This is a genomic window from Streptomyces sp. NBC_00358 (assembly GCF_036099295.1).
Classification (GTDB): Bacteria; Actinomycetota; Actinomycetes; order Streptomycetales; family Streptomycetaceae; genus Streptomyces.
Genome location: NZ_CP107976.1, coordinates 4,075,819 through 4,096,680, shown reverse-complemented (window position 1 = coordinate 4,096,680; position 20,862 = coordinate 4,075,819). Strand labels below are relative to the sequence as shown.

Sequence of the window (20,862 nt, the reverse complement as noted above, 5' to 3'; positions counted from 1 at the left end):
GGGGGCCTCGGCCCCGGGACCCCCGCCCTGGGGATCTTCGCCCCGGGGACCTCGGCCCGGGGCTCCATTGAAGACCTCCGGCCGAGGTGCTCAGCCGGAGGTCTCCAGGGCGGGAGCGTCCAGTCGGAGGTCTCCATCGAGTGAACCGGGCGCGCGGCCCTGACCGCTGTGGTCCCCGGCCGTCCGTACCGCCCTGCCCGGCCCTCTGTCTGCTCGGCTCTCCGACCTGCGCGGCCCGTTGCCCTATGTGCTCCGCCCTCTGCCCTCTGTATCTCTATCTCTGCTCGCTGTCCTGATGTTGGGGGCTCGTTGAGCGGCTACCGCGCGGGCTCGTTCTGCCGGTCCCGCCAAGGCAGTTCGGCCGTGATGACCGTCGGGCCGCCCTCCGGGGAGTCGACGACGAACAGGCCGTCCACCGCGCCGAGCCGGTCGGCGAGCCCCGCCATACCCGTACCGCCGTCGAGACCGGCCCCGCCGCGGCCGTCGTCCCGGACCTGGATGAGCAAGCGCTCGTCAGACCGCCAGACGTCGACGGCCGCGGACCTCGCCCCGCTGTGCTTGCTGACGTTCTGGAGCAGCTCGGAGACGGTGAAGTACGCGATGCCCTCGATGGCGGCGGCCGGCCGTGTCTCCAGTTCGGAGGTCACCTTCACCGGGACGGTGCACCGCGAGGCGATCGCGGACAGGGCGGCGTCCAGCCCCCGGTCGGTGAGGACCGCCGGGTGGATGCCGCGGGCCAGATCGCGCAGCTCCTGAAGGGCGAGCTTCACCTCGCCGTGCGCCTCGTCGACCATCGACGCCGCGACTTCGGGGTCCTCCAGGAGCTTCTCCTTCGCCAGGCCGAGCCCCATCGCGAGATTGACGAGCCGGGCCTGCGCCCCGTCGTGCAGATCGCGCTCGATACGGCGCAGGTCGGCGGCGGCCGTGTCGACCACGACCCCGCGGTCCGACTCCAGTTCGGCGATGCGCCGCTCCAACTCGTCCGAGGGCGACAGCAGTCCGCGCACCATCGCCCGGTCCACGTTCGTCAGACCCCGCGCGATGAACGGCAGTACGGGCCACAGCACGAACAGCGACACGAGCGTCACCACGAAGGTGGCGATGCCCCACGGCAGCCGTATCAAGTCGTACAGCACCGCCCGCCAGCCCACCGGGTCCTTCAGGCTCGACCACAGCCAGCCGAAGAAGCCGGTCCGGCGCACCGGCAACGGGCTCGGCTCGTCGATCCGCAGCCCCAACAGCCGCCGCGCCCGCCCCCGCTCCGCCTTGCCCAGTTGCCGCGAACCCCGCAGCCCGGCCGCGAGCAGCGGCAGCCCGACGACCGTCACCGCGAGCCCCGCGCCCGTGGCGAGCATCGTCACCACGTACACGAATCCGATGATCGAAGCCGGCAGGTTCGCCAGGAGATGGGCGATCTCCAGCCAGGTCCGCCGGTCGAATGCGAGCCCCGCGGGGGGCGGCCGGTCACCGTCGGACGGTTCGTCCGGCGGACTGCTGGGCGCGATGCGTTCGGTCATATCCGCTAGCCTGCCCGGCGGCGCGCCGCCGCGCCATGAGGTGGGCCGCCGCGATGCACTGGGGAAAACCCCACCCCCGGAGGGGACGGGCGCGTGGCGGCGAGGCGAGGACCGGACGTGGCGGCGAGATTGAGGACCGGGCGCGGCGGCGAAGTGATGGCGGACGTGTCGGCGCGGCGGAGCCGGACGTGTCGGCGAGGCGGCGCCGCTGGCGCGTTCACACCGTGAGACGTGAACGCGTCACCGGTGGTCGAGGGATGGTCGAGGCGTGACGGGCTGCTTACGCTCTCTTTAGCAGGCCCTAGACTCCCGTCCGTACAGATCGTCGAACATGGCGCATCACAGAGTGCGCGACGGCGTACGACGGGGTGCAACGAGGTCAGGGAGTGAGGGGCTGACGTGCCGGAACCGACCGTTGTCACGGCGACCGGAACCGTCGTCGCGGCGGACTACTTCCAGTCCTACTCGGTCGTCGGGCTGCTCGCCGTCGTGGGCGTGCTGTTCGTCGCCGTCGCCTTCGGGGCCGGCCGCCTGCTGCGGCCCGTGGTCCCCACCCCCGAGAAACTCCTGACGTACGAGTGCGGCGTCGACCCCGTCGGCGAGGGCTGGGCCCACACCCAGGTCCGCTACTACGTGTACGCCTTCCTCTACGTCATCTTCGCCGTCGACTCGATCTTCCTCTTCCCCTGGGCCACGGTCTTCGCCGCTCCCGGCTACGGCGCGGCGACGCTCGTCGAGATGTTCATCTTCCTCGGCTTCCTGGCCGTGGGCCTGCTGTACGCATACAAGAAGGGCGTCCTGACATGGACGTGAACCCCTCCGCCCCGCAACAGCCGGTGCCGCTGCCCGAGCCGAAGAGGCTCGGCGCGCTCGCCCGCCTCGCACCCGAGCCCATGAAGGTGGTCCTGAACTGGGGCCGCCGCTACTCGCTCTGGGTCTTCAACTTCGGCCTCGCCTGCTGCGCGATCGAGTTCATCGCCGCGTCGATGGCCCGCCACGACTTCATCCGCCTCGGTGTGATCCCGTTCGCTCCAGGCCCCCGCCAGGCCGACCTGATGGTCGTGTCGGGCACGGTCACGGACAAGATGGCACCCGCCGTCAAGCGCCTGTACGAGCAGATGCCCGAACCGAAGTACGTCATCTCCTTCGGCGCCTGCTCCAACTGCGGCGGCCCCTACTGGGACTCCTACTCGGTCACCAAGGGCGTCGACCAGATCATCCCCGTCGACGTCTACGTCCCCGGCTGCCCGCCCCGCCCCGAGGCTCTGCTCCAGGGCATCCTCAAGCTCCAGGAGAAGATCGCCCGGGAATCGCTGGGGGAGCGGTACGGGTCCGACGCGCCGCGCCCGTCGGCCGCCGCGCTCCAGAGCGGCCTGGTGAAGCCACCGGCGTCCGCCACGGAGCAGTCACCGGCGTCACCCACTGAGCAGCCGGCCGCGTCCGAAGCGGCTACGGCCGCCCCCGGGAACGAATCCACCGCTCCCGGGAACGAATCCACCGCCCCCGGGAACGAATCCACCGCTCCCGAGGCGGACTCCACCCCCGGTGGGGAGGACCGATGACCGTCGGCTGGCTTCCCGGCCCCGCCGAAGACCTGTTCGGCCCCGACGCCACGGCCGAGGAGTCGTACGAGGTCCTCACGGTCGACGTACCGCCGGCCTCCTGGATCGCGGCCCTGGAAACGGCACGCGACACACTGGGCTGCACCTACTTCGACTGGCTGAGCGCCGTCGACGAACCCGGATCGGGCTTCCTCGTCTCGGCCCACGTCGTGGCCCTGTCCCCGGTACGCCGCCTCCTCGTCCGTACGACCGTCCCGCACACGGCCCCGGTCCTCCCCTCGGCCGTCTCCGTGTACGCGGGCGCCGCCTGGCACGAGCGCGAGACCCACGAGATGTTCGGGGTGACGTTCGAGGGACACCCCGGCCTCGACCCCCTGCTCCTGCCGGAGGGCTTCGAGGGCCACCCCCTCCGCAAGGACTTCGTCCTGGCCGCCCGTGTCGCCAAGGCCTGGCCCGGTGCGAAGGAACCCGGCGAGTCCGAGCACGGCGGCCCGAAGCGCCGCCAGATGCTTCCGCCCGGCGTCCCCGACCCCAACGAGTGGGGCCCCCTCAAGGGCCAGCTCCCCCCGGCCCCGTCCCGCCCCGCCCGCGGTGCGGCCCGTCCGGCCGGCGACCGCCCGGTACGCAGGGCCCGCACGGCGGGGGAGGGTTCCGCCAGCCAGGCGTCTGCCGCACCAGCGGCCGCGGGCACGGGCGTTACGGGCCCGGGTGCGCCCTCCGACACGGCGGGTGCCCCCTCCGGCACGGAGGCCGCGCGGCCCGCACGCCGAGCCCGCAGCGCGAGCCAGGGCTCCGCGACCCAACGGGCCCAGCCGCCGACCCCGCCGGACCCGACCCCTTCAACGGACCCGGCCCCTTCAACGGAAGCGACGCCCGCCTCGCGACCGACGCCGGCTTCGGAACCGACGGCTCCCTCCGAGCCGACGGTCCCGTCCGAACCGACCGCTCCGGCGAGTTCAGCTCAGGCAGCTCAGGCAGCTCGGTCCGACTCGGCGACGAGGTCCGCCGGGAGGCCGACCGCAGCGCGCGACTCCGACGCTCCTTGGCACCAGGCGAAGCCCGCGTTCGACGAGCCGGAGCCGGAGCCGGAGCCGGAGTCGGAGTCGGAGTCGGAGCCGGACCGAGAGGCGAGGGCGAAGTCCGGCGGCGACTCGAAGTCCGGCGCCGACACGGAGTCCGCAGCCCCGGAGTCCGACCCCACTCCCGACCCGGACTCCCCGCCCGACCCGAACACCGCCCCCGCGCCCGACGACCCCTCCGGAGGTACGCAGTGAACGACGCTCTCGACGTCGCCCTCCGCCTCCTCGTCGTCTTCGTCGTGTTCCTGACATTCCCCCTGATCGTCGGTCAGACCGAGCACAAGGTGATGGCCCACATGCAGGGCCGGCTCGGCCCGATGTACGCGGGCGGCTTCCACGGCTGGGCCCAACTCGTCGCGGACGGCGTCAAGTTCGCCCAGAAGGAAGACATCGTCCCCACGGGCGCGGACCGGCGCATCTTCCAGCTCGCCCCCGCCGTGGCGCTCCTCCCTTATCTCCTCGTGCTCCTTGTCATCCCGATCGGCCCGGGTGAGGGCGCGGTCGGCGAGGTCGTCGACGCGGGCATCTTCTTCGTCCTCGCCGTCATGGGCGTGGGCGTCCTCGGCTCGCTCATGGCGGGCTGGGCGTCGGCCAACAAGTTCTCCCTCCTCGGAGGCCTGCGCACCGCAGCCCAACTCCTCGCGTACGAGCTCCCGATGCTCCTGACCGCGGCCTCGGTCGCGATGGCCGCCGGAACGGTCTCGCTCCCGGGCATCGTGGACGCCTTCCAGTGGTGGTGGCTGCCCTGGCAGATCGTCGGCGCCGTCGTGTTCTTCACCGCCGGCCTCGCCGAACTCCAACGGCCCCCCTTCGACATGCCCGTCGCCGACTCCGAGATCATCTTCGGCGCGTACACCGAGTACACGGGACTGCGTTTCGCCCTGTTCCTGCTCGCCGAGTACGCCGGAATCGTCGTCCTGTGCGGTCTGACCACCGTCCTCTTCCTGGGCGGCTGGCACGGCCCCTGGGGCGCCGACGGCCTCGGCTGGGTCTGGACCCTCCTGAAGAGCGCGATCCTCGCCTTCGTCGTCATCTGGCTCCGTGTCACCTATCCCCGCCTGCGCGAGGACCAGCTCCAGAGACTCTCCTGGACCCTCCTCGTCCCCCTCTCCCTCGCCCAGATCGCCCTCACCGGCATCGTCAAGGTGGTGATCGCGTAACCATGGCCCCCATTCCTGGCTCCGGCCTCGCCAAGGGCCTGGCCGTCACCCTCCGCACGATGACGAAGAAGACCGTCACCGCGCAGTACCCGGACGTCCAGCCCGAACTCCCGCCCCGCACCCGCGGAGTCATCGCCCTCTTCGAGGAGAACTGCACGGTCTGCATGCTGTGCGCCCGCGAGTGCCCGGACTGGTGCATCTACATCGACTCCCACAAGGAGACGGTCCCGCCCGCCGCCCCGGGCGGCCGCGAGCGCAGCCGCAACGTCCTCGACCGCTTCGCCATCGACTTCTCCCTGTGCATGTACTGCGGTATCTGCATCGAGGTCTGTCCGTTCGACGCGCTGTTCTGGACCCCGGAGTTCGAGTACGCGGAGACCGACATCCACGAACTCACCCACGAACGCGACAAGCTCCGCGAGTGGATGTGGACCGTCCCGGCCCCGCCCGCCCTGGACCCCGGCGCCGAGGAACCCAAGGAGATCGCCGCCGCCCGCAAGACCGCCGACAAACTCGCCGCCGAGCAGACAGCCAAGGCCGAGGCAGCACAGGCCGAGGCGGCCCAGGCCGAGGCGGCCCAGGCCGCTCGGGACGAGACAGCGCCCGCCGGTAGGACTCAGGCGCCGCGGTCCGACTCCGCGCCGGGCGAACAGGCTGTTCCGTCCGGGGAGCCGGAGCCCCCGGCCACGCCCCCCTCCGGTCCGAAGGAGGGCCAGTCGTGACCTTCGCAGCAGCCACGGCCACGGCCGCCCGCGCGGCCGCCACCGGCGCCGCCGACCACCACGGCTTCCTGTCCCCGACCGGCGTCGAGATCGCGTTCCTCCTCGTCGGCCTGGCCACCTTCGGCGCCGCGATCGTCACCGTCACCACCAAGCAACTGGTGCACGCCGCACTGTGGCTGGTGGTGGCCCTCGGCGGCCTCGCCGTCGAATACCTGCTGCTGACGGCCGAGTTCATCGCCTGGGTGCAGGTCCTCATCTACGTCGGTTCCGTCGTCGTCCTCCTTCTGTTCGGTCTGATGCTCACCAGGGCCCCGATCGGCCGCTCCCCGGACGCCGACTCCGGCAACCGCTGGGCAGCCCTGACGGTCGCCGTCGCCTCGGCCGGCGCCTTGGTCTGGGTCGTCGTCGACGCCTTCCGGACGACCTGGGTCGATCTGAACGGCACCGCCGCCGGTTCCACCGAGGTGACCGGAGCGAGCCTCTTCCAGAACTGGGTCCTCCCCTTCGAAGCGCTCTCCGTCCTCCTCCTCGCCGCACTGGTCGGCGCGATCGTCCTCTCCCGTAAGGCCAACGCGGACGCATCCGCCGTGACCACGGCCACCACCCCGCGCGTCCCCGGAAGCCGTGACGGCAAGCGAGCCACGGACGACACGGAAGGTGCCCGCTGATGCACCTCGCCTATCCCGCCGTGCTCGCCGCCCTCCTGTTCTGCACGGGCCTGTACGGAGTCCTCGCGCGCCGCAACGCGATCCTCGTCCTGATGTCGGTCGAGCTGATGCTCAACGCCGTCAACCTGAACCTCGTCGCCTTCGACGTCTGGCTCTCCAGGGCCGCCCGCGACACCCTGCACTCCGGCCAGGCACTGACCCTGTTCACCATCGCCATCGCCGCCGCCGAGATCGGCATCGGCCTGGCGATCGTCCTCGCCGTGTACCGCAACCGCGGCACCTCCGACATCGACAAGCTCCGCGACACCGCCGAGGGCCACGGCCCCGACGACCCCGACGCCCCCGCGGCCGAGAAGGCTGAGGCCACCGCGTGACCACGACCACCCTCGCCGTCCTCGTCCCCCTCCTCCCGTTCCTCGCCGCCGCCGCCGGACTCCTCCTCGGCCGCACGGCCCCGGGCTTCGTCCGCCCGCTCGCCGTCCTGCCGACCCTCGCCTCGCTCGTCCTCGCCGTGACGGTCGCGGTGCACCAGGGCGGCGGCCAGGCCATCGACTCGCACACCGAACTCACCCCGACCGGCTCGGTCCCCATCGAACTCGGCCTGCACATCGACGGCTTCGCCGCCCTCGTCGCCGTACTCGTCGGGGTCGTCGCCACCTGCGTGCAGATCTACTCGACGGGCTACCTGCGCGACGACCCGCGCTACCCCTCGTACGCCGCTCTCGTCTCGCTGTTCACCTCCGCGATGCTGCTCGTCGTCTACTCGGGCGACCTGATGGTGCTCCTGGTCGGCTGGGAGGTCATGGGCATCTGCTCGTACTTCCTGGTCGGCCACTACTGGGAGACACCCGAGGCCCGCGCCGCCTCGCTCAAGGCCTTCCTGGTCACCAAACTCGGCGACGTCCCCTTCCTCATCGGCCTGTTCGCGCTGGCGACCGACGCCGACTCCTTCCGGATCACCAGGGTCCTCGGCACCGTGGCGGGCGGCGGACTCCACCACCCGACCCTGGTCGCCCTGCTGCTGCTCGCCGGAGTGGCGGGCAAGTCGGCGCTGTTCCCGCTCCACACCTGGCTGCCCGACGCGATGGCGGGCCCCACACCCGTCTCCGCGCTGATCCACGCCGCGACGATGGTCGCCGCCGGCATCTACTTCGTCGCCCGGCTCCTCCCCGTCTTCCAGGCCTCCGCGGCCGCGATGGTCGTCCTCGCCGTCATGGCCGGTGTCACGATGGTCGGTTCGGGACTCGCGGCGCTCGCCCAGGACGACATCAAGCGCGTCCTCGCCTACTCGACGATCGGTCAGCTCGGCTACATGGCCGGCGCCCTCGCCGTCGGCGACCGCGGTGCCGCCGTCTTCCACCTCCTCGCGCACGGCGCCTTCAAGGCGCTGCTGTTCCTCGCCGCCGGCGTGATCATCCACGCCTCCGGCACCAACTCGCTGGCCGTCATGTCCCGGATGAAGGACCTGCGCCACCGTGTTCCCGACGCCTACTGGACGATGACCGTGGCGCTGCTCGCGCTCGCCGCGATCCCTCCCTTCAGCGGCTTCTTCTCCAAGGAAGCCGTCCTCGGCGCCGCGGAGCACGTCGCCACCGGTCACACCGAGCAGGCCCCCGGCGCCGCGGGCTGGATCGTCCTGGTCACCGGCCTGGTCACCGCCGTCCTCACCGCCGCGTACGCGACCCGGCTGTGGCTGCTGGCCTTCCGGGGCCACGGAACCCAGGCCCCCGACCACGGCAGGCAGCCGATCACCATGACGGCCGTGCTGTGGGTGCTCGCCATCCCCTCGCTCGCGTTCGGTCTGGCCTTCGGCCCGCTGCCCGACTGGTTCGACGGCCGCGACCTGACACCGGTGCTCACCACCTCGGTACTCGGCACAGGACTCGCCCTGGTCGGCGGGATCGTCACCTACGGAGCCTGGCGGCACACCACGGTCCTGGCGACCCGCGTCCCGATGGGCGCGGTCGCGGCCCATCCCGGCGCCGATGCCGGACAGGTCGAGGCCGAGGCAATCGCCGGTCACGAACCCGCCTTCGGAGACGTGGCCTACGCCCCCGACCCCGCGGACCCGGGCCGACTGCTGCTCGGCCCGCTGCACCGCCACGCGGCCGTCGGCTTCCACCTCGACGCCGTGTACACCGTGCTGTTCGTCCGCCCGGTCCAGGCCGGAGCCTCGCTCGTCCGGTTCCTCGACCGAGAGGTCGTCGACACCTACGTACGCGGCGCGGGCGCCCTACCCCGCTGGCTCGGCACGGCAGTACGGCGTGCCCAGACCGGCAATGCGCAGACCTATGTGAGCGCGCTGCTCGCCGGCACCGTCGTCCTGGTGGTCGCCGCCCTCCTCGTCGCCACGGGAGCGTGAGCAGGCGTGATCGATATCAGTGAATCCGTGATGCAGATTCTTCTCGCGTTGATCGTCGTCGGACCGCTCATCGGGGCCGCCGCCGCCCTTCTGCCGGCCCCGCCCGGACTGAAGGGGAAGTCGCCCGAGCAGGCGGTGCTGCGGCACGGCGTGATCGTCACGGGCGTGGTCCTCATCGCCGCGATCGTCCTCGCGCTCGGCTTCGACCACGACCACCCGTCGAAGATGCAGGCCACGACGGACATCAGCTGGATCCCCGCACTCCACGTGCGGATCCACCTCGGCGTCGACGGCATTTCCCTCCCCCTTCTGGTCCTGACCGCGCTGCTGACCTTCCTCTGCGCGCTGTACTCCTACTTCAAGATGCCCGCGGGCCCGACCCCGAAGGCATTCGTCGCGCTGCTGCTCGTCCTCGAGTCCGGCACGCTCGCGACCTTCGCCGTCCTCGATCTGCTGCTGTTCTTCCTCGCGTTCGAGACCGTCCTGATCCCGATGTACTTCCTCATCGCCCGCTGGGGTGGTGCCCAACGCCAGGCCGCGGCCTGGAAGTTCATCCTCTACACCCTGCTCGGTTCGGTCGTCATGCTGCTCGGCCTGCTCCTGATCGGAATCAAGGCGGGCACATTCGACATGGTGGCACTCGCCACTGACAACGGCCGGTCGCTGAGCACATCCGTGCAGGTCATCGCCGTTCTGGCGATCGGGATCGGGCTCGCGGTCAAGACGCCGATGTGGCCGCTGCACAGCTGGCTGCCCGATGCCCACACCGCCGCGCCGACCGTCGGCTCCGTCCTGCTCGCCGGCGTCATGCTGAAGATGGGAACGTACGGGTTCGTCCGGATCCTGCTGCCCGTCGCACCGGACGGCTTCCGGACCTTCGCGCCCTACCTCGCCGCCTTCGCCGTGGTCGGGATCATCTACGGCTCCCTGGCCTGCCTGGCCCTCGCCAAACAGGGCGCGAAGGGCGACCTCAAGCGGCTCATCGCCTACTCCTCCGTCGGTCACATGGGCTTCGTCCTGCTCGGCATCTCGACGATGACCCCGACCGGCGTGAACGGCGCGCTGTTCGCCAACATCGCCCACGGCCTCATCACCGGCCTCCTCTTCTTCCTCGTCGGAGCGCTGAAGGACCGCACGGGCACCACCGGCCTCGACACCCTCGCCGAGGAGACGGGCGCCGCGCTGTACGGCAAGGCCCCGCGCCTCGGCGGCCTGCTGGCCTTCGCCGCGGTCGCCTCGCTCGGGCTGCCCGGGCTCGCCGGGTTCTGGGGCGAGATGCTGGCGATGTTCGGCGCGTTCGAGCCCGCCGCCGGCCTCAGCCGTCCCGCCTATCTGACCTTCATGACGATCGCCGCGTTCGGCACCCTGCTCACCGCCGCGTACATGCTCATCGTGGTCCGCCGCGTCTGCATGGGCGCGGCACCGCAGGAGTCGCCGAAGCTCGCCGACGTCCAGACCTACGAGTTCGCCGCCTGGTCGCCGCTCGTCGCCCTCACCGTCATCGCCGGTCTGTGGCCCCGGGCCCTGCTCGGCCTGACCGACCCGGCCGTACAGCAGCTCCTCGCAGGAGGCACCCGATGAGTTCCCTGGTCCAGTCCGTCGACTGGCTCGCCATCGCGCCGCCGACCCTCGCGGCCGTCGTCGGACTCGTCGTGCTCGTCGCGGACCTCTTCATCGGCGACACGAGGAAGGCCGTGCTCGGCTGGGTCTCCGTGGCGGGCCTCGCCGCGTCCGCGCTGTTGCTGCTGCCCCTCATGGACGGCGACCGGTCCACGTTCTGCCTGACGGGCGAGGCGGACACCTGCAGTTACGTGGCGGACCGCTTCACCCTGGTCATCCAGCTCCTCGTCCTCGGCGGCGCGCTCCTCGTCGCCCTCCTCTCGGTCACCGCCCTGAAGGACGCAGACAGGCAACTCCCCGAAGGGGAGTACTGGTTCCTACTGCTCTCCTCGGCAGCAGGCGCCGCGCTGCTGCCCGCCTCCCGCGACCTCGCGACGCTCATCGTCGCCCTGGAAGTGGCCTCACTGCCCGCCTTCGCGCTCGTCGGCATCAAACGCGGCGACAAGAAGTCATCGGAAGCGGCCCTGAAGTTCTTCCTGTCCTCCGTCACCGCGACCGCGGTGAGCCTGATGGGCATCAGCTTCGTCTACGCGACCACCGGCACCCTCTACCTCACCCAGGTCGCGGACCGGATCCAGCACGTCGACGGCCAGTTCCACACCCTCGCCCAGACGGGTGTCGTCCTCACCCTCGTCGGCTTCGCCTTCAAGACGGCCGCCGTGCCCTTCCACTTCTGGGTTCCCGACACCTACGTAGGGGCGCCCCTGCCGATCGCCGCCTACCTGTCGGTGGTCGGCAAGGCGGTCGGCTTCTCCGGGCTGATCCTCGTCACCGTCATCGCCTTTCCCTCGTACGCGGACGTCTGGGGCCCGGCGCTGGCGGCGCTGGCGGCTCTCACCATGACGGTCGGGAACGTCGGCGCGCTGCGGCAGCGGTCCACGCGCGCGTACAGCGCGGTACGGCTGCTCGCCTGGTCCTCCGTCGGACAGGCCGGCTACCTCCTCGTCCCGATCGCGGCCGCCGCCTACTCCAAGGACGCCGGGAAAGCCATCGGCTCCACCGTCGCGTACGCCCTCATGTACGCGGCCGTGAACCTCGGCGCCTTCGCCGTGGCCGCGCTCGTGGCCCGCAGAAGCCCCCTGAACCGCATCAGCGACTACCGGGGCCTGTACGCCGAGAGCCCCCTCTCCGCGCTGGTTCTCGGCTTCTTCCTGCTCTGCCTCGCCGGTCTGCCGCCGGGCATCATCGGCCTGTTCGCCAAGGTGACCGTCTTCTCCGCGGCCGTCGGCGCCGGGCTCGGCTGGCTGGCCGTCGTCATGGCCGTCAACGTGGTGATCGCGCTCTTCTACTACCTCCAGTGGACGACCCTGCTCTTCCGCGCACCCGAAGGCGAGCCGGGCACGCACCGCACGCCGGTGCCGCTCACCGCGGCCATCGCGCTGACGGCCGTCCTCGGTGTCGTCCTGTCCGGGGCACCCCAGTTGATCCTCCGCTTCTCGGAGACCGTTCTCTTCTGAACCGACGACGGTTCAGCCACCCGGACGCCGGTGCCGTCACCCGGACCGAACCGGCTCCTCCGCCCGGTCCAACCGGTCCCCTCGCCCGTCCGGCGGCACACGTGCGTGTCTGTCACGAGGGGCACGCGCGCGTGCGGACCACCGCTCGAATCACCCGGACGGCCCACGCGCCGGGCAGTGCGCACAAGGGAACTAGTGCCCTCCGTCTGGCGTTGACCAGTACGGAAGGGTCCACTGAAGAGTGGAAGCAGAGCATCAGCAAGCAAAGGGTTCCCCTGCCGCACGACTTGGAGGGCTACCGTGCACCGCCGGCACAATGGGCTCAGGACAGCCGTACTCCTCGGGGGACTGTCCGCACTCATCATCGTCATCGGCAGCTTCTTCGGGCGTACCGGCCTGATCGTCGCCCTGTTCATCGCGATCGCGACGAACGCGTACGCGTACTGGAACAGCGACAAACTGGCTCTACGCGCGATGCGTGCCCGCCCGGTGAGTGAGTTCGAGGCCCCGGCCCTGTACCGCATGGTCCGCGACCTCTCCACCCAGGCCCGCCAGCCCATGCCGCGCCTGTACATCTCACCGACGGTGGCGCCGAACGCGTTCGCGACGGGCCGCAACCCGCGCAACGCGGCCGTGTGCTGCACCGAGGGGATCCTGCGCATCCTGGACGAGCGCGAGCTGCGCGGTGTCATCGGCCACGAACTCAGTCACGTCTACAACCGCGACATCCTGATCTCGTCGGTGGCCGGCGCCCTCGCCTCCGTGATCATGTTCCTGGTCAACTTCGCCTGGCTGATCCCGGTCGGCCGGTCCAACGACGACGACGGTCCCGGCATTCTCGGGATGCTCCTGGTCATGATTCTGGGCCCGCTCGCCGCTTCCCTCATCCAGCTCGCCATCAGCCGCTCCAGGGAGTACGAGGCGGACGCGTCCGGTGCCCAGCTCACCGGCGATCCCCTCGCCCTCGCGAGCGCGCTCCGCAAACTCGACGCCGGTACGAAGCAGCTGCCGCTGCCTCCCGAGCCGCGCATCGAGACCGCGAGCCACATGATGATCGCGAACCCTTTCCGCCCGGGACAGGGAATGTCGAAGATGTTCTCTACGCATCCGCCGATGGCGGAGCGCATCGCCCGGCTCGAGCAGATGGCAGGCCGTCAGCAATGAAGACAATCCTGAACGTCATTTGGCTCGTCCTGAGCGGCTTCTGGCTGTTCCTCGGATACCTGGCCGCGGGTCTTCTCCTGTGCATCACCATCATCGGCATCCCGTTCGGGATCGCCGCGTTCCGTATCGGCGTCTACGCCCTGTGGCCGTTCGGCTATACGACGGTGGAGCGCCACGACGCAGGCGCGCCGTCCTGTGTCGGCAACGTCCTGTGGCTGGTCCTCGCGGGCTGGTGGCTCGCGCTGACCCACATCGTCACCGGGATCGCCATGTGCATCACGATCATCGGCATCCCGTTCGGCATCGCCAACTTCAAGCTCATCCCGGTCTCGCTGTTCCCGCTGGGTCGCGAAATCGTGCGCACGGACGAGCCGTTCGCGTCGCGCTAGTCGCGTCGGGCCGGTAGGGCGGCGTGAGGGTTGTCCACAGGCTCCCCGATTGTCGGTGGGGCGCTGCATGATGAACCCATGACCGGAATCGAGCAGTTGCTGGTGCGGGTCGCCACGGAGGCCCGTAACACCCGCCCGTGGGGCTGGCCTTCGCTGCCCGCGCCCGTGGGCACGGCTGAGGTCGCCCGCGCCGAGGCCGTCCTGGGCTTCCCGCTGCCCGCACTGCTCGCCTCGCTCTACCTGCGGATAGGGGACGGCGGATTCGGTCCGGAATACGGCCTGCTGCCCCTGCTCGACGGCCCGCCGTCGGGCGAGCCCGCGGTCGTTCCGCAGTATCTCGCCAGCCGCGAGAGCGGGCGCAAGGACCCCGAGTGGCCGTGGCCCGAGGGCGTCCTGCCGATATCCCACTGGGGCTGCGGGATGTACGCGTGCGTGGACTGCCAGAGTCCCGACGGCACCGTCCTCCTCTACGAGCCGAACGCCGACGAGGCCGGCCACGCCTGGTACGTGGACGCACCCGACCTCGCGACCTGGCTGCGGGTCTGGCTCGACGGCACGGGCTGGTACGAAGAGTCCAACGACGGCGCGGACCTTCCTCTTTGGCCCGCCTTCCGGATCCGTACGACGGTGACGCGCGCCTCCTGACCCGCTAGCGCGAAGCCGCCCGCAGCCGTACGCCGTAGGCCGCGGCCCCCACCGCCAGGACCGCCGCGCCGACCAGCACGGAAATCGCCGGCAGGGAGAACGCCAGCGTCACGCAGCCGAGGAGTCCCAGCGCCGGCAGGACCCGCGCCACCGCGGCCGAATCCAATGTCCAGGCGGCGGCGTTGGCGACCGCGTAGTACGCCAGTACACCGAAGGAGGAGAAGCCGATCGCGCCCCGCACATCGACGGTCGCGGCCAGCGCGGCGACCAGCACGCCCACGGCCAGTTCGGCCCGGTGCGGGACGCGGGAGCGCGGATGCACGGCGGCCAGGGCACCCGGCAGATGACGGTCGCGGGCCATGGCCAGCGTGGTCCGGGAGACACCCAGGATCAGGGCGAGCAGAGAACCGAGCGCGGCCACCGCGGCCCCCACCCGCACCAGGGGAACGAGCTCCGGCAGCCCGGCCGCCCGGACAGCGAGGGCCAACGGCGCCGGGGCCGCCCCCAGCCCGGCCGCTCCGAGCACCGAGAGGACGGCGACAGCGACGATCACGTACACCACGAGCGTGATGCCCAGAGCCGACTGGATCGCGCGCGGAATGGTGCGCGCCGGATCCCTTACCTCCTCGGCGAGTGTCGCGATCCGCGCGTACCCGGCGAACGCGAAGAACAGCAGACCGGCCGCCTGAAGCACGCCGCCCGCGCCGGACGACAGCCCGATGCCCAGCCGCCCGGCGTCGGAGACGTCCGAGCCGAGACAGCCGACGACCACGGAAGCGAGGACCGCCAGCACCACCGCCACGATCGCCCGAGTCAGCCGGGCCGATTTCTGCAGGCCGCCGTAGTTCACGGCGGTCAGCGCCACCACGGCCGCGACCGCCACCGCGTGGGCCTGCGCAGGCCATACGTACACCCCCACGGTGAGCGCCATGGCCGCGCAGGAGGCTGTCTTGCCGACGACGAACGACCATCCCGCCAGACAGCCCCAGAAGGCGCCGAGCCGCTCACGCCCGTAGACGTACGTACCGCCGGACGCGGGGTACAGGGCGGCGAGCCGTGCCGAGGACATCGCGTTGCAGTAGGCGACGACGGCGGCGACCGCGAGTCCGAGCAGGAGCCCGGACCCGGCGGCCCGCGCCGCGGGGCCGAGCGCGACGAAGATCCCGGCACCGATCATCGAGCCGAGCCCGATGAGCACGGCGTCTCCCACCCCCAGGGTGCGGCGCAACGCGGGACCGGGCTGTGTCATGGGCCGCACCCTACTGATCAGCGCAACCGACGGGAGCCGCGGGGACGTCCTGTTCATCGACACGGCATCGACACCACACCGATCCACGCGTGGCCCCGCACCGGAGACGGACAGCTCGGGCAGGGCCCGCCCCGGCCGAAATCACAGGGTCGGGACAGCGTGGAGACACCACGGAGGGGCAGGCTCAGGACATGGGCATCATCAGCTGGATCATTCTGGGGCTGCTGGCCGGCGCCATCGCCAAGTTCCTGCTCCCCGGGCGCGACCCGGGAGGCTTCATCGGAACGACCGTCATCGGCGTGGTGGGCGCGTTCGTCGGCGGCTGGATATCGGCCCGCTGGCTGGACCACCCCATCAGCAAGCACTTCTACGACGGGGCCACTTGGGCCGCCGCCATCGGAGGTTCGCTCGTGCTGCTGATCCTCTACCGCGTCCTGTTCGGCGACTCGCGCCGCTGAGCGCGTACCCCCGGGACCGCGGCCGACGGCCGAGAAGGGCGGGCACTGCGAGGTGCCCACCTTTCCTCGTTCCTTCGGCGACGGCTTCGGCCCGTCGTGGGTGCGTGCGGGGCGACCCGGGCAACCGCCCGCCCCGCGACGAAACCGGCCGCGACACCCGCCGCCCGAAGCGGATCGGGCGAAGCACGCGGCTCGCCGGCCGGCGCTCGTCGTGCCGCGCTTACCAGGTGTTCTACCGGTAGTTCACGTACTGCAGGGCGAAGTCGAAGTCCTTGCCCTTGAGGAGAGCCTGTACGGCCTGCAGGTCGTCACGGCTCTTCGAGCTGACACGCAGCTCGTCGCCCTGCACCTGGGCCTTCACACCCTTGGGGCCCTCGTCGCGAATGATCTTCGCCACCTTCTTCGCGTTGTCCTGGGAGATGCCCTCCTCGATCGTCGCGAAGATCTTGTACTCCTTGCCGGAGAGCTGGGGCTCACCGGCGTCCAGCGCCTTCAGCGAGATGCCCCGCTTGATCAGCTTGGTCTCGAACACGTCGAGGATGGCCTTCACCCGCTCCTCGGCGTTCGCCTCCATGAGGATCTTCTCGCCGGACCAGGAGATGGAGGCGCCGACGTTCTTGAAGTCGTAGCGCTGCGAGATCTCCTTGGCGGTCTGGTTGAGGGCGTTGTCGACCTCCTGCCGCTCGACCTTCGAGACGATGTCGAAACTGGAGTCGGCCATGTCCTGTGGCTCCTTGTATCGGGTGCGTAGGGACGGCCGTCGAGCCCGGCGTAGGCATCCGGCCGCATCCGCATAAGCCTAGCCACCCCCTTCCCCCCAAGCGTCGATCAATTGGGTGGCGAAGCATCCCCGGGCATCGGGTATCGTTTACGTCGTTGCCAAGGAGCACCGCACAAAAGCGGAACTCACCGGCAGCAACCCCGGCGGTGTGCCCGAGTGGCCAAAGGGAGCAGACTGTAAATCTGCCGGCTTAGCCTACCCAGGTTCGAACCCTGGCGCCGCCACATGAAAGTGACCCCCTCCGATCTGCGGAAACGTAGATCGGAGGGGGTCTTTTCGTGTTTGGGGCGGTGGTGTGTCCGGGGTCGAAAAGCGGTGACTTGATTCACGCTGTGGCGTCCGGATACGGGGACGGAACGGGACTTCGGGGCGAGGTGCGGACTGTCCCGTGGAACGGGCGGCCGCCGCACACACGCTGTGCGGCGGCCGCCCGTTCCGGGAACTCCGGCGAACACGGTCCGAGGGATCAGCCCTTGACGGGTTCGCTGTCCAGCACCGTCTCGGCTCGCTGTGCCGGGATGGCCGGGAGCGCTCGCAGCGCCATGCCCGCCCGGTGTTTGTCGGCCGCCGCGCACAGCGCACGGGCGGCCTCGTTGAAGCGGACCGCCGAGGGCGGGTCCGAGGGGCCCAGCAGGTGCAGCTTGAGCTCGCTGCGGTCCTCGGCGTAGGTGTCCTTCTCGGGGTGGCGCACGGACTCCAGAAGGGCCGCTATGCCGGAGCCGTCCGACGCGAGGACGGCGCCCGCCCGCACGGTGGGGAAGGCGTCACGGAAGTCCTGCTCGGCAAGACCGCTGGTGTTGGCGACGGCGTACGGCTTCTCGCTCGCCAGGTAGTCGGAGATGACGCTGGAGACATCGCTGACCAGCAGATCGGCCGCGTTGAAGCAGGCGTAGACGGTCGGCCGCGCCCCGACGACGATCTGGTGCTCCCATGCGGGGAACGAGGCCCAGTACGCGGCCTCCCAAGCGGCGGTCGCGGCGGCCACGGCCGCGGCCCGGTCGGGTTCGGAGACCGTCTGCAGCATCATCCGCTCCACGTCGTCCGCGCCCGAACGGAACGAGGACGTGGTCAGCCGGTCGAGTTCGGCGGTGCAGCGGGCCAGTTCCGCGGCCGCGGAGGGCGCGGGTCCCTCCGTGGAGTGTTCCTGGGCACGGCGAAGGTTCGCGGCGCGGATCATCTCCTGGATGCGGACGTCCGCGGCTCCCGCGCGGGGTTCGACCGAGCCGGTCAACGGGTGCGGCTTGTAGAGGAGTCGGACGCCCGGATCGGCCAGCAGGGTGCGGACCATGTTCTCGCCGGCCTCGATGATCGAGGTGTTGCCCGGGTTGCCGTCCCAGCCCTCCCACGTGGGGGCGTAGAGAACCGTGGTGTAGAGGCCCGTGGGCGCACCGGCGTAGGGCTGGATCGTCTCGAGCTGCGGGCGTCCGATCTCCACGACGTCCCTGTCGTCGATGCCCACGTCCGCCAGGGCGTACCGCTCGCGTGCCGCGGGACCGGCCACCCACACCTCGTCGTACGCCTTCGCGTACGGATTGCAGCTCGACAGCTTGTCGCTCTCGCCGTGGTTGACGAACGCGTGCTTGATGCTGGGGATCCGCAGCACCTGCGAGGTCTTCCCCGAGTTCGACGGGTGGATCAGCATCTTCAGCTCGGAGTGCTCCAGCCTCATCAGGTCGGCGACCTTCGGCAGGCACACGATCGGGATGTCGGTGGACGCGATGTGCTTCACCATGAAGCGCTCGCGCAGCACGATCAGCGGACGGCCCTCGATCCGGGCCAGCGGCTCCAGCCACATGTTCGCCTGGTAGGCGGAGCTGGTGCCGCCGGAGAAGTACATGCCCACCGTCGGCTGGTACTCCGCGAGCCAGGATTCGAACCACTCCAGCGCCTGCTCGCTGTCCACCGGCCTGCGTGCCGGCAGCAGCCGGAGCAGCAGCATGCCGAGCGCCACCGTCCCGAAGACGGCGGACAGGCCGATTCCCGCGGCGGCCCACCGGGCCGAGCCGGTCACCGCGGTGGTCAGCAGACCGGCCATCGAGGGCAGGCCGAAGAAGAGGAGCCGCTGTCCGGCGCGCTGCATCAGCAGGTCCGGGAGAGCGGGGCTCAGCCGCAGCGGCGAGGCGTCGATGTTCCGGGTCACCACGGGCAGGGTGCGGGTCCGGCGTACGGCGATCGCCAGTGCCTGGCACGCGAAATGCAGGGCGTAGCAGAGCAGCAGACCGCAGACGAGAGCCAGGTACCTGGTCTCGTAGTCCTGGTCCTCGACGCGGATCAGGGCGGCCACCAGCAGGAAGTCCCGGACGACTTGACGCACGAACACGGTCGCGTGCAGCTTCCCGAGAGCGCTGGCCGTGTTCCGCTGCCACCGGTGCAGGGCGGCGTCCGCCGCAAGCCCGACAACGGTGGCGGCCACGAGCAGGGGAACGCTGGGAAGAAGAGCAGCTACTGCCTGTACGGCGAACGACAGGGCGAGCACCGTGGGGAGAAGAAGGCGTGCCGCTGCGGTGCGCAACCGACCGGCCCGAGGCGATGCTGACATTCGTGGGCTCCAACAACTCGAACATCCCCGGGCACGGACTCGCTGCCCGGCGAGATCGGAGGGGCGGAGTCGGGTGCGCAGGGATGTTCTCTTGACGTTCTCTTAAGAAAGGGTGGTCGGACCTTACCTTCTGGAGGCTGGGATTCCATACGGGGTACATACAAACGTCACCTGCGACCTTTCGTCCTCCGCTTTGCGGGGGGACGGAGGGTGCGAAACGGGCGGTTCGCCGGTCGTCCCGAAGCCGGCCGCGTCGGCCTCGGGGGCACGTCGGCCGTCCGTCGCGGACCCCGGTGCACACTGATCCCATGTCATCGCGTCGCAGGAACTGCCCGGAGTGCCGCCGGGAGATCGCCGTCGTCGCGGGACGGTTCGCTCGGCACGATCCGCCCGGCGTGCGGGGGAGCGGGGAACTGGTCTCGTGCCCCGGTTCGCGCCGCCAGGCGCAGCTCGGAGCCGCCCAGCCCGCGCTGGACGGTTACGTCGTCCCGGAATTCCCCGGCCAGCTCCCGCTGTTCTGAACCGCCCCGAGCGGCCTCCGGTCTCTCGCGGCGGCAGCCCCCGGCTCTCCCAAGAGGCAGCCTCTAGTTCCCCGCCACCGACTTCACTGCTACGGAGACCGGGGTCGAGCCGCTGACCGCCTCCAGGGTCAGACCGGCGGTGGCCGGGGTGTCGACCAGTTCGGCGAGGACCGCGGCGACGTCGTCGCGGGGGATCATGCCGCGGCCGGTGGAGGCCTCCAGGCGCACGAGGCCGGTCCCGGCGTCGTCGATCAGGCTGCCGGGACGCACGATCGTCCAGTCCAGGCCCGTACGGCCGCGCACGTACTCGTCGGCCTCGCCCTTGGCGCGCAGATAGGCGTCGAAGATGTCGTCGCCCGGGTGGGCCGGGTCCGCGCCCATGGAGGAGACGACCACGTGCCGGCGTACGCCCGCGCGCTCCGCGGCGTCCGCGAACAGGATCGCGGCGCCCTTGTCCACCGTCTGCTTGCGGTCGACCCCGCTGCCCGGTCCCGCGCCCGCCGCGAAGACGGCCGCGTCCGCGCCCTGCAGGTGCGCGGCGACCTCCTCCACCGACGCCGACTCCAGATCGCACAGGACCGGCTCGGCGCCGGCCGCCCGCAGATCGTCGCCCTGCTCGGCGCGGCGGATGATCCCCGCGACCTCGTCCCCTCGCGCGGAGAGCAGCCGCTCCAGCCGCAGCGCGATCTGACCATGACCACCAGCGATGACAATGCGCATGTTTCCGACCGTACGCCCGGATGACCGCGTTCGCCGCACAACCCTGTGGACGACTCATGAGTCACCTGGGTGATCACTGTGGACGTACAGGCGATTGCCCGCGAGAACGCCTGAAGAGCGGGTGAAACCGAGTGAACACCAGAGCGAAGCAACGCCGTACGGGTCCGTACGGCGTCGTATGAGGAGACCATCATCACCGCCATACGCAACACCGTCACCGCGGTCGGCTGCACCACTGTCCTCCTGGCC

Annotated in this window: 20 protein-coding genes and 1 tRNA gene; 16 read left to right on the top strand and 5 right to left on the bottom strand. The window is 70.7% G+C overall.

The genetic code is table 11. The annotated features are described in order from the left end of the window. Nucleotides 1–317: 317 nt before the first annotated feature. Entirely contained in the window at nucleotides 318–1,517 is a 1,200-nt protein-coding gene (locus OHT01_RS17185; protein WP_328554015.1) for a sensor histidine kinase, read from the bottom strand. A 399-nt stretch (nucleotides 1,518–1,916) separates the two neighbouring features. Here OHT01_RS17185 and OHT01_RS17180 point away from each other — a divergent pair, with 399 nt between their 5' ends. The 13 genes from OHT01_RS17180 to OHT01_RS17120 all read left to right on the top strand — a co-directional run bounded on the left by OHT01_RS17180 (nucleotide 1,917) and on the right by OHT01_RS17120 (nucleotide 14,345). Then, the gene (locus OHT01_RS17180; RefSeq protein WP_326786120.1) at nucleotides 1,917–2,330 is read left to right on the top strand and encodes an NADH-quinone oxidoreductase subunit A; all 414 of its coding nucleotides are present in this window, start codon (nucleotides 1,917–1,919) and stop codon (nucleotides 2,328–2,330) included. Further along, a complete protein-coding gene (locus OHT01_RS17175; protein WP_328554014.1) occupies nucleotides 2,321–3,079 on the top strand; it encodes an NADH-quinone oxidoreductase subunit B in 759 nt (252 codons plus the stop codon). The genes OHT01_RS17180 and OHT01_RS17175 overlap by 10 nt, the downstream gene beginning before the upstream one ends. Then, nucleotides 3,076–4,353 carry an NADH-quinone oxidoreductase subunit C gene (locus OHT01_RS17170; RefSeq protein ID WP_328554013.1) on the top strand — a complete coding sequence of 426 codons (1,278 nt, stop codon included), beginning with the start codon at nucleotides 3,076–3,078 and terminating at the stop codon, nucleotides 4,351–4,353. The genes OHT01_RS17175 and OHT01_RS17170 overlap by 4 nt, the downstream gene beginning before the upstream one ends. Beyond that, on the top strand, nucleotides 4,350–5,318 hold the full coding sequence (locus OHT01_RS17165; protein ID WP_328554012.1) for a complex I subunit 1/NuoH family protein: 969 nt from the start codon (nucleotides 4,350–4,352) through the stop codon (nucleotides 5,316–5,318). Before OHT01_RS17170 ends, OHT01_RS17165 begins: the two co-directional genes overlap by 4 nt. Nucleotides 5,319–5,320: 2 nt before the next feature. Next, nucleotides 5,321–6,040, top strand: a complete 720-nt coding sequence (locus OHT01_RS17160; protein ID WP_328554011.1) for a NuoI/complex I 23 kDa subunit family protein — start codon at nucleotides 5,321–5,323, stop codon at nucleotides 6,038–6,040. Next, nucleotides 6,037–6,708, top strand: a complete 672-nt coding sequence (locus OHT01_RS17155) for an NADH-quinone oxidoreductase subunit J family protein (protein ID WP_328554010.1) — start codon at nucleotides 6,037–6,039, stop codon at nucleotides 6,706–6,708. Before OHT01_RS17160 ends, OHT01_RS17155 begins: the two co-directional genes overlap by 4 nt. After that, nucleotides 6,708–7,082, top strand: a complete 375-nt coding sequence (gene nuoK, locus OHT01_RS17150; RefSeq protein ID WP_103548373.1) for an NADH-quinone oxidoreductase subunit NuoK — start codon at nucleotides 6,708–6,710, stop codon at nucleotides 7,080–7,082. Before OHT01_RS17155 ends, nuoK begins: the two co-directional genes overlap by 1 nt. After that, the gene (locus OHT01_RS17145) at nucleotides 7,079–9,070 is read left to right on the top strand and encodes an NADH-quinone oxidoreductase subunit 5 family protein (RefSeq protein ID WP_328554009.1); all 1,992 of its coding nucleotides are present in this window, start codon (nucleotides 7,079–7,081) and stop codon (nucleotides 9,068–9,070) included. The genes nuoK and OHT01_RS17145 overlap by 4 nt, the downstream gene beginning before the upstream one ends. Nucleotides 9,071–9,076: 6 nt before the next feature. Further along, nucleotides 9,077–10,651, top strand: coding sequence for a complex I subunit 4 family protein (locus OHT01_RS17140; RefSeq protein ID WP_328554008.1), 1,575 nt, complete (start codon nucleotides 9,077–9,079; stop codon nucleotides 10,649–10,651). After that, nucleotides 10,648–12,147: an NADH-quinone oxidoreductase subunit N gene (locus OHT01_RS17135; RefSeq protein ID WP_328554007.1), complete on the top strand. Its 1,500-nt coding sequence runs from the start codon at nucleotides 10,648–10,650 to the stop codon at nucleotides 12,145–12,147. Before OHT01_RS17140 ends, OHT01_RS17135 begins: the two co-directional genes overlap by 4 nt. A 300-nt stretch (nucleotides 12,148–12,447) precedes the next feature. Further along, nucleotides 12,448–13,311, top strand: a complete 864-nt coding sequence (gene htpX / locus OHT01_RS17130; protein WP_328554006.1) for a zinc metalloprotease HtpX — start codon at nucleotides 12,448–12,450, stop codon at nucleotides 13,309–13,311. Beyond that, nucleotides 13,308–13,700 (top strand): YccF domain-containing protein, encoded by a 393-nt coding sequence (locus tag OHT01_RS17125; RefSeq protein WP_328554005.1) that lies wholly within the window; start codon nucleotides 13,308–13,310, stop codon nucleotides 13,698–13,700. Before htpX ends, OHT01_RS17125 begins: the two co-directional genes overlap by 4 nt. A gap of 78 nt (nucleotides 13,701–13,778) precedes the next feature. Beyond that, nucleotides 13,779–14,345, top strand: coding sequence for an SMI1/KNR4 family protein (locus OHT01_RS17120; RefSeq protein WP_328554004.1), 567 nt, complete (start codon nucleotides 13,779–13,781; stop codon nucleotides 14,343–14,345). A 4-nt stretch (nucleotides 14,346–14,349) separates the two neighbouring features. On the opposite strand, the gene OHT01_RS17115 is transcribed toward OHT01_RS17120, so the two are convergent. Next, nucleotides 14,350–15,594, bottom strand: a complete 1,245-nt coding sequence (locus tag OHT01_RS17115) for an APC family permease (protein ID WP_328554003.1) — start codon at nucleotides 15,592–15,594, stop codon at nucleotides 14,350–14,352. Between the two features lie 191 nt (nucleotides 15,595–15,785). Here OHT01_RS17115 and OHT01_RS17110 point away from each other — a divergent pair, with 191 nt between their 5' ends. Further along, a complete protein-coding gene (locus OHT01_RS17110; protein WP_328554002.1) occupies nucleotides 15,786–16,052 on the top strand; it encodes a GlsB/YeaQ/YmgE family stress response membrane protein in 267 nt (88 codons plus the stop codon). A 232-nt stretch (nucleotides 16,053–16,284) separates the two neighbouring features. Here OHT01_RS17110 and OHT01_RS17105 read toward each other — a convergent pair whose 3' ends face one another. Further along, complete coding sequence (locus OHT01_RS17105) at nucleotides 16,285–16,773, bottom strand: YajQ family cyclic di-GMP-binding protein (RefSeq protein WP_328554001.1); 489 nt, start codon at nucleotides 16,771–16,773, stop codon at nucleotides 16,285–16,287. Between the two features lie 202 nt (nucleotides 16,774–16,975). Between OHT01_RS17105 and OHT01_RS17100 the strand changes: the two genes are divergently transcribed. Then, a tRNA-Tyr gene (locus OHT01_RS17100) sits at nucleotides 16,976–17,057 on the top strand. 242 nt (nucleotides 17,058–17,299) lie between these two features. Here OHT01_RS17100 and OHT01_RS17095 read toward each other — a convergent pair. Then, nucleotides 17,300–19,372: a hypothetical protein gene (locus tag OHT01_RS17095; RefSeq protein WP_328554000.1), complete on the bottom strand. Its 2,073-nt coding sequence runs from the start codon at nucleotides 19,370–19,372 to the stop codon at nucleotides 17,300–17,302. 308 nt (nucleotides 19,373–19,680) lie between these two features. On the opposite strand from OHT01_RS17095, the gene OHT01_RS17090 reads away from it, so the two are divergent. Continuing rightward, the gene (locus tag OHT01_RS17090; protein WP_328553999.1) at nucleotides 19,681–19,893 is read left to right on the top strand and encodes a hypothetical protein; all 213 of its coding nucleotides are present in this window, start codon (nucleotides 19,681–19,683) and stop codon (nucleotides 19,891–19,893) included. Nucleotides 19,894–19,956: 63 nt separating this feature from the next. Here the strand turns inward: OHT01_RS17090 and OHT01_RS17085 are convergent, their stop codons facing one another. Further along, nucleotides 19,957–20,613: an SDR family oxidoreductase gene (locus tag OHT01_RS17085; protein ID WP_328553998.1), complete on the bottom strand. Its 657-nt coding sequence runs from the start codon at nucleotides 20,611–20,613 to the stop codon at nucleotides 19,957–19,959. Nucleotides 20,614–20,862 lie beyond the last annotated feature (249 nt).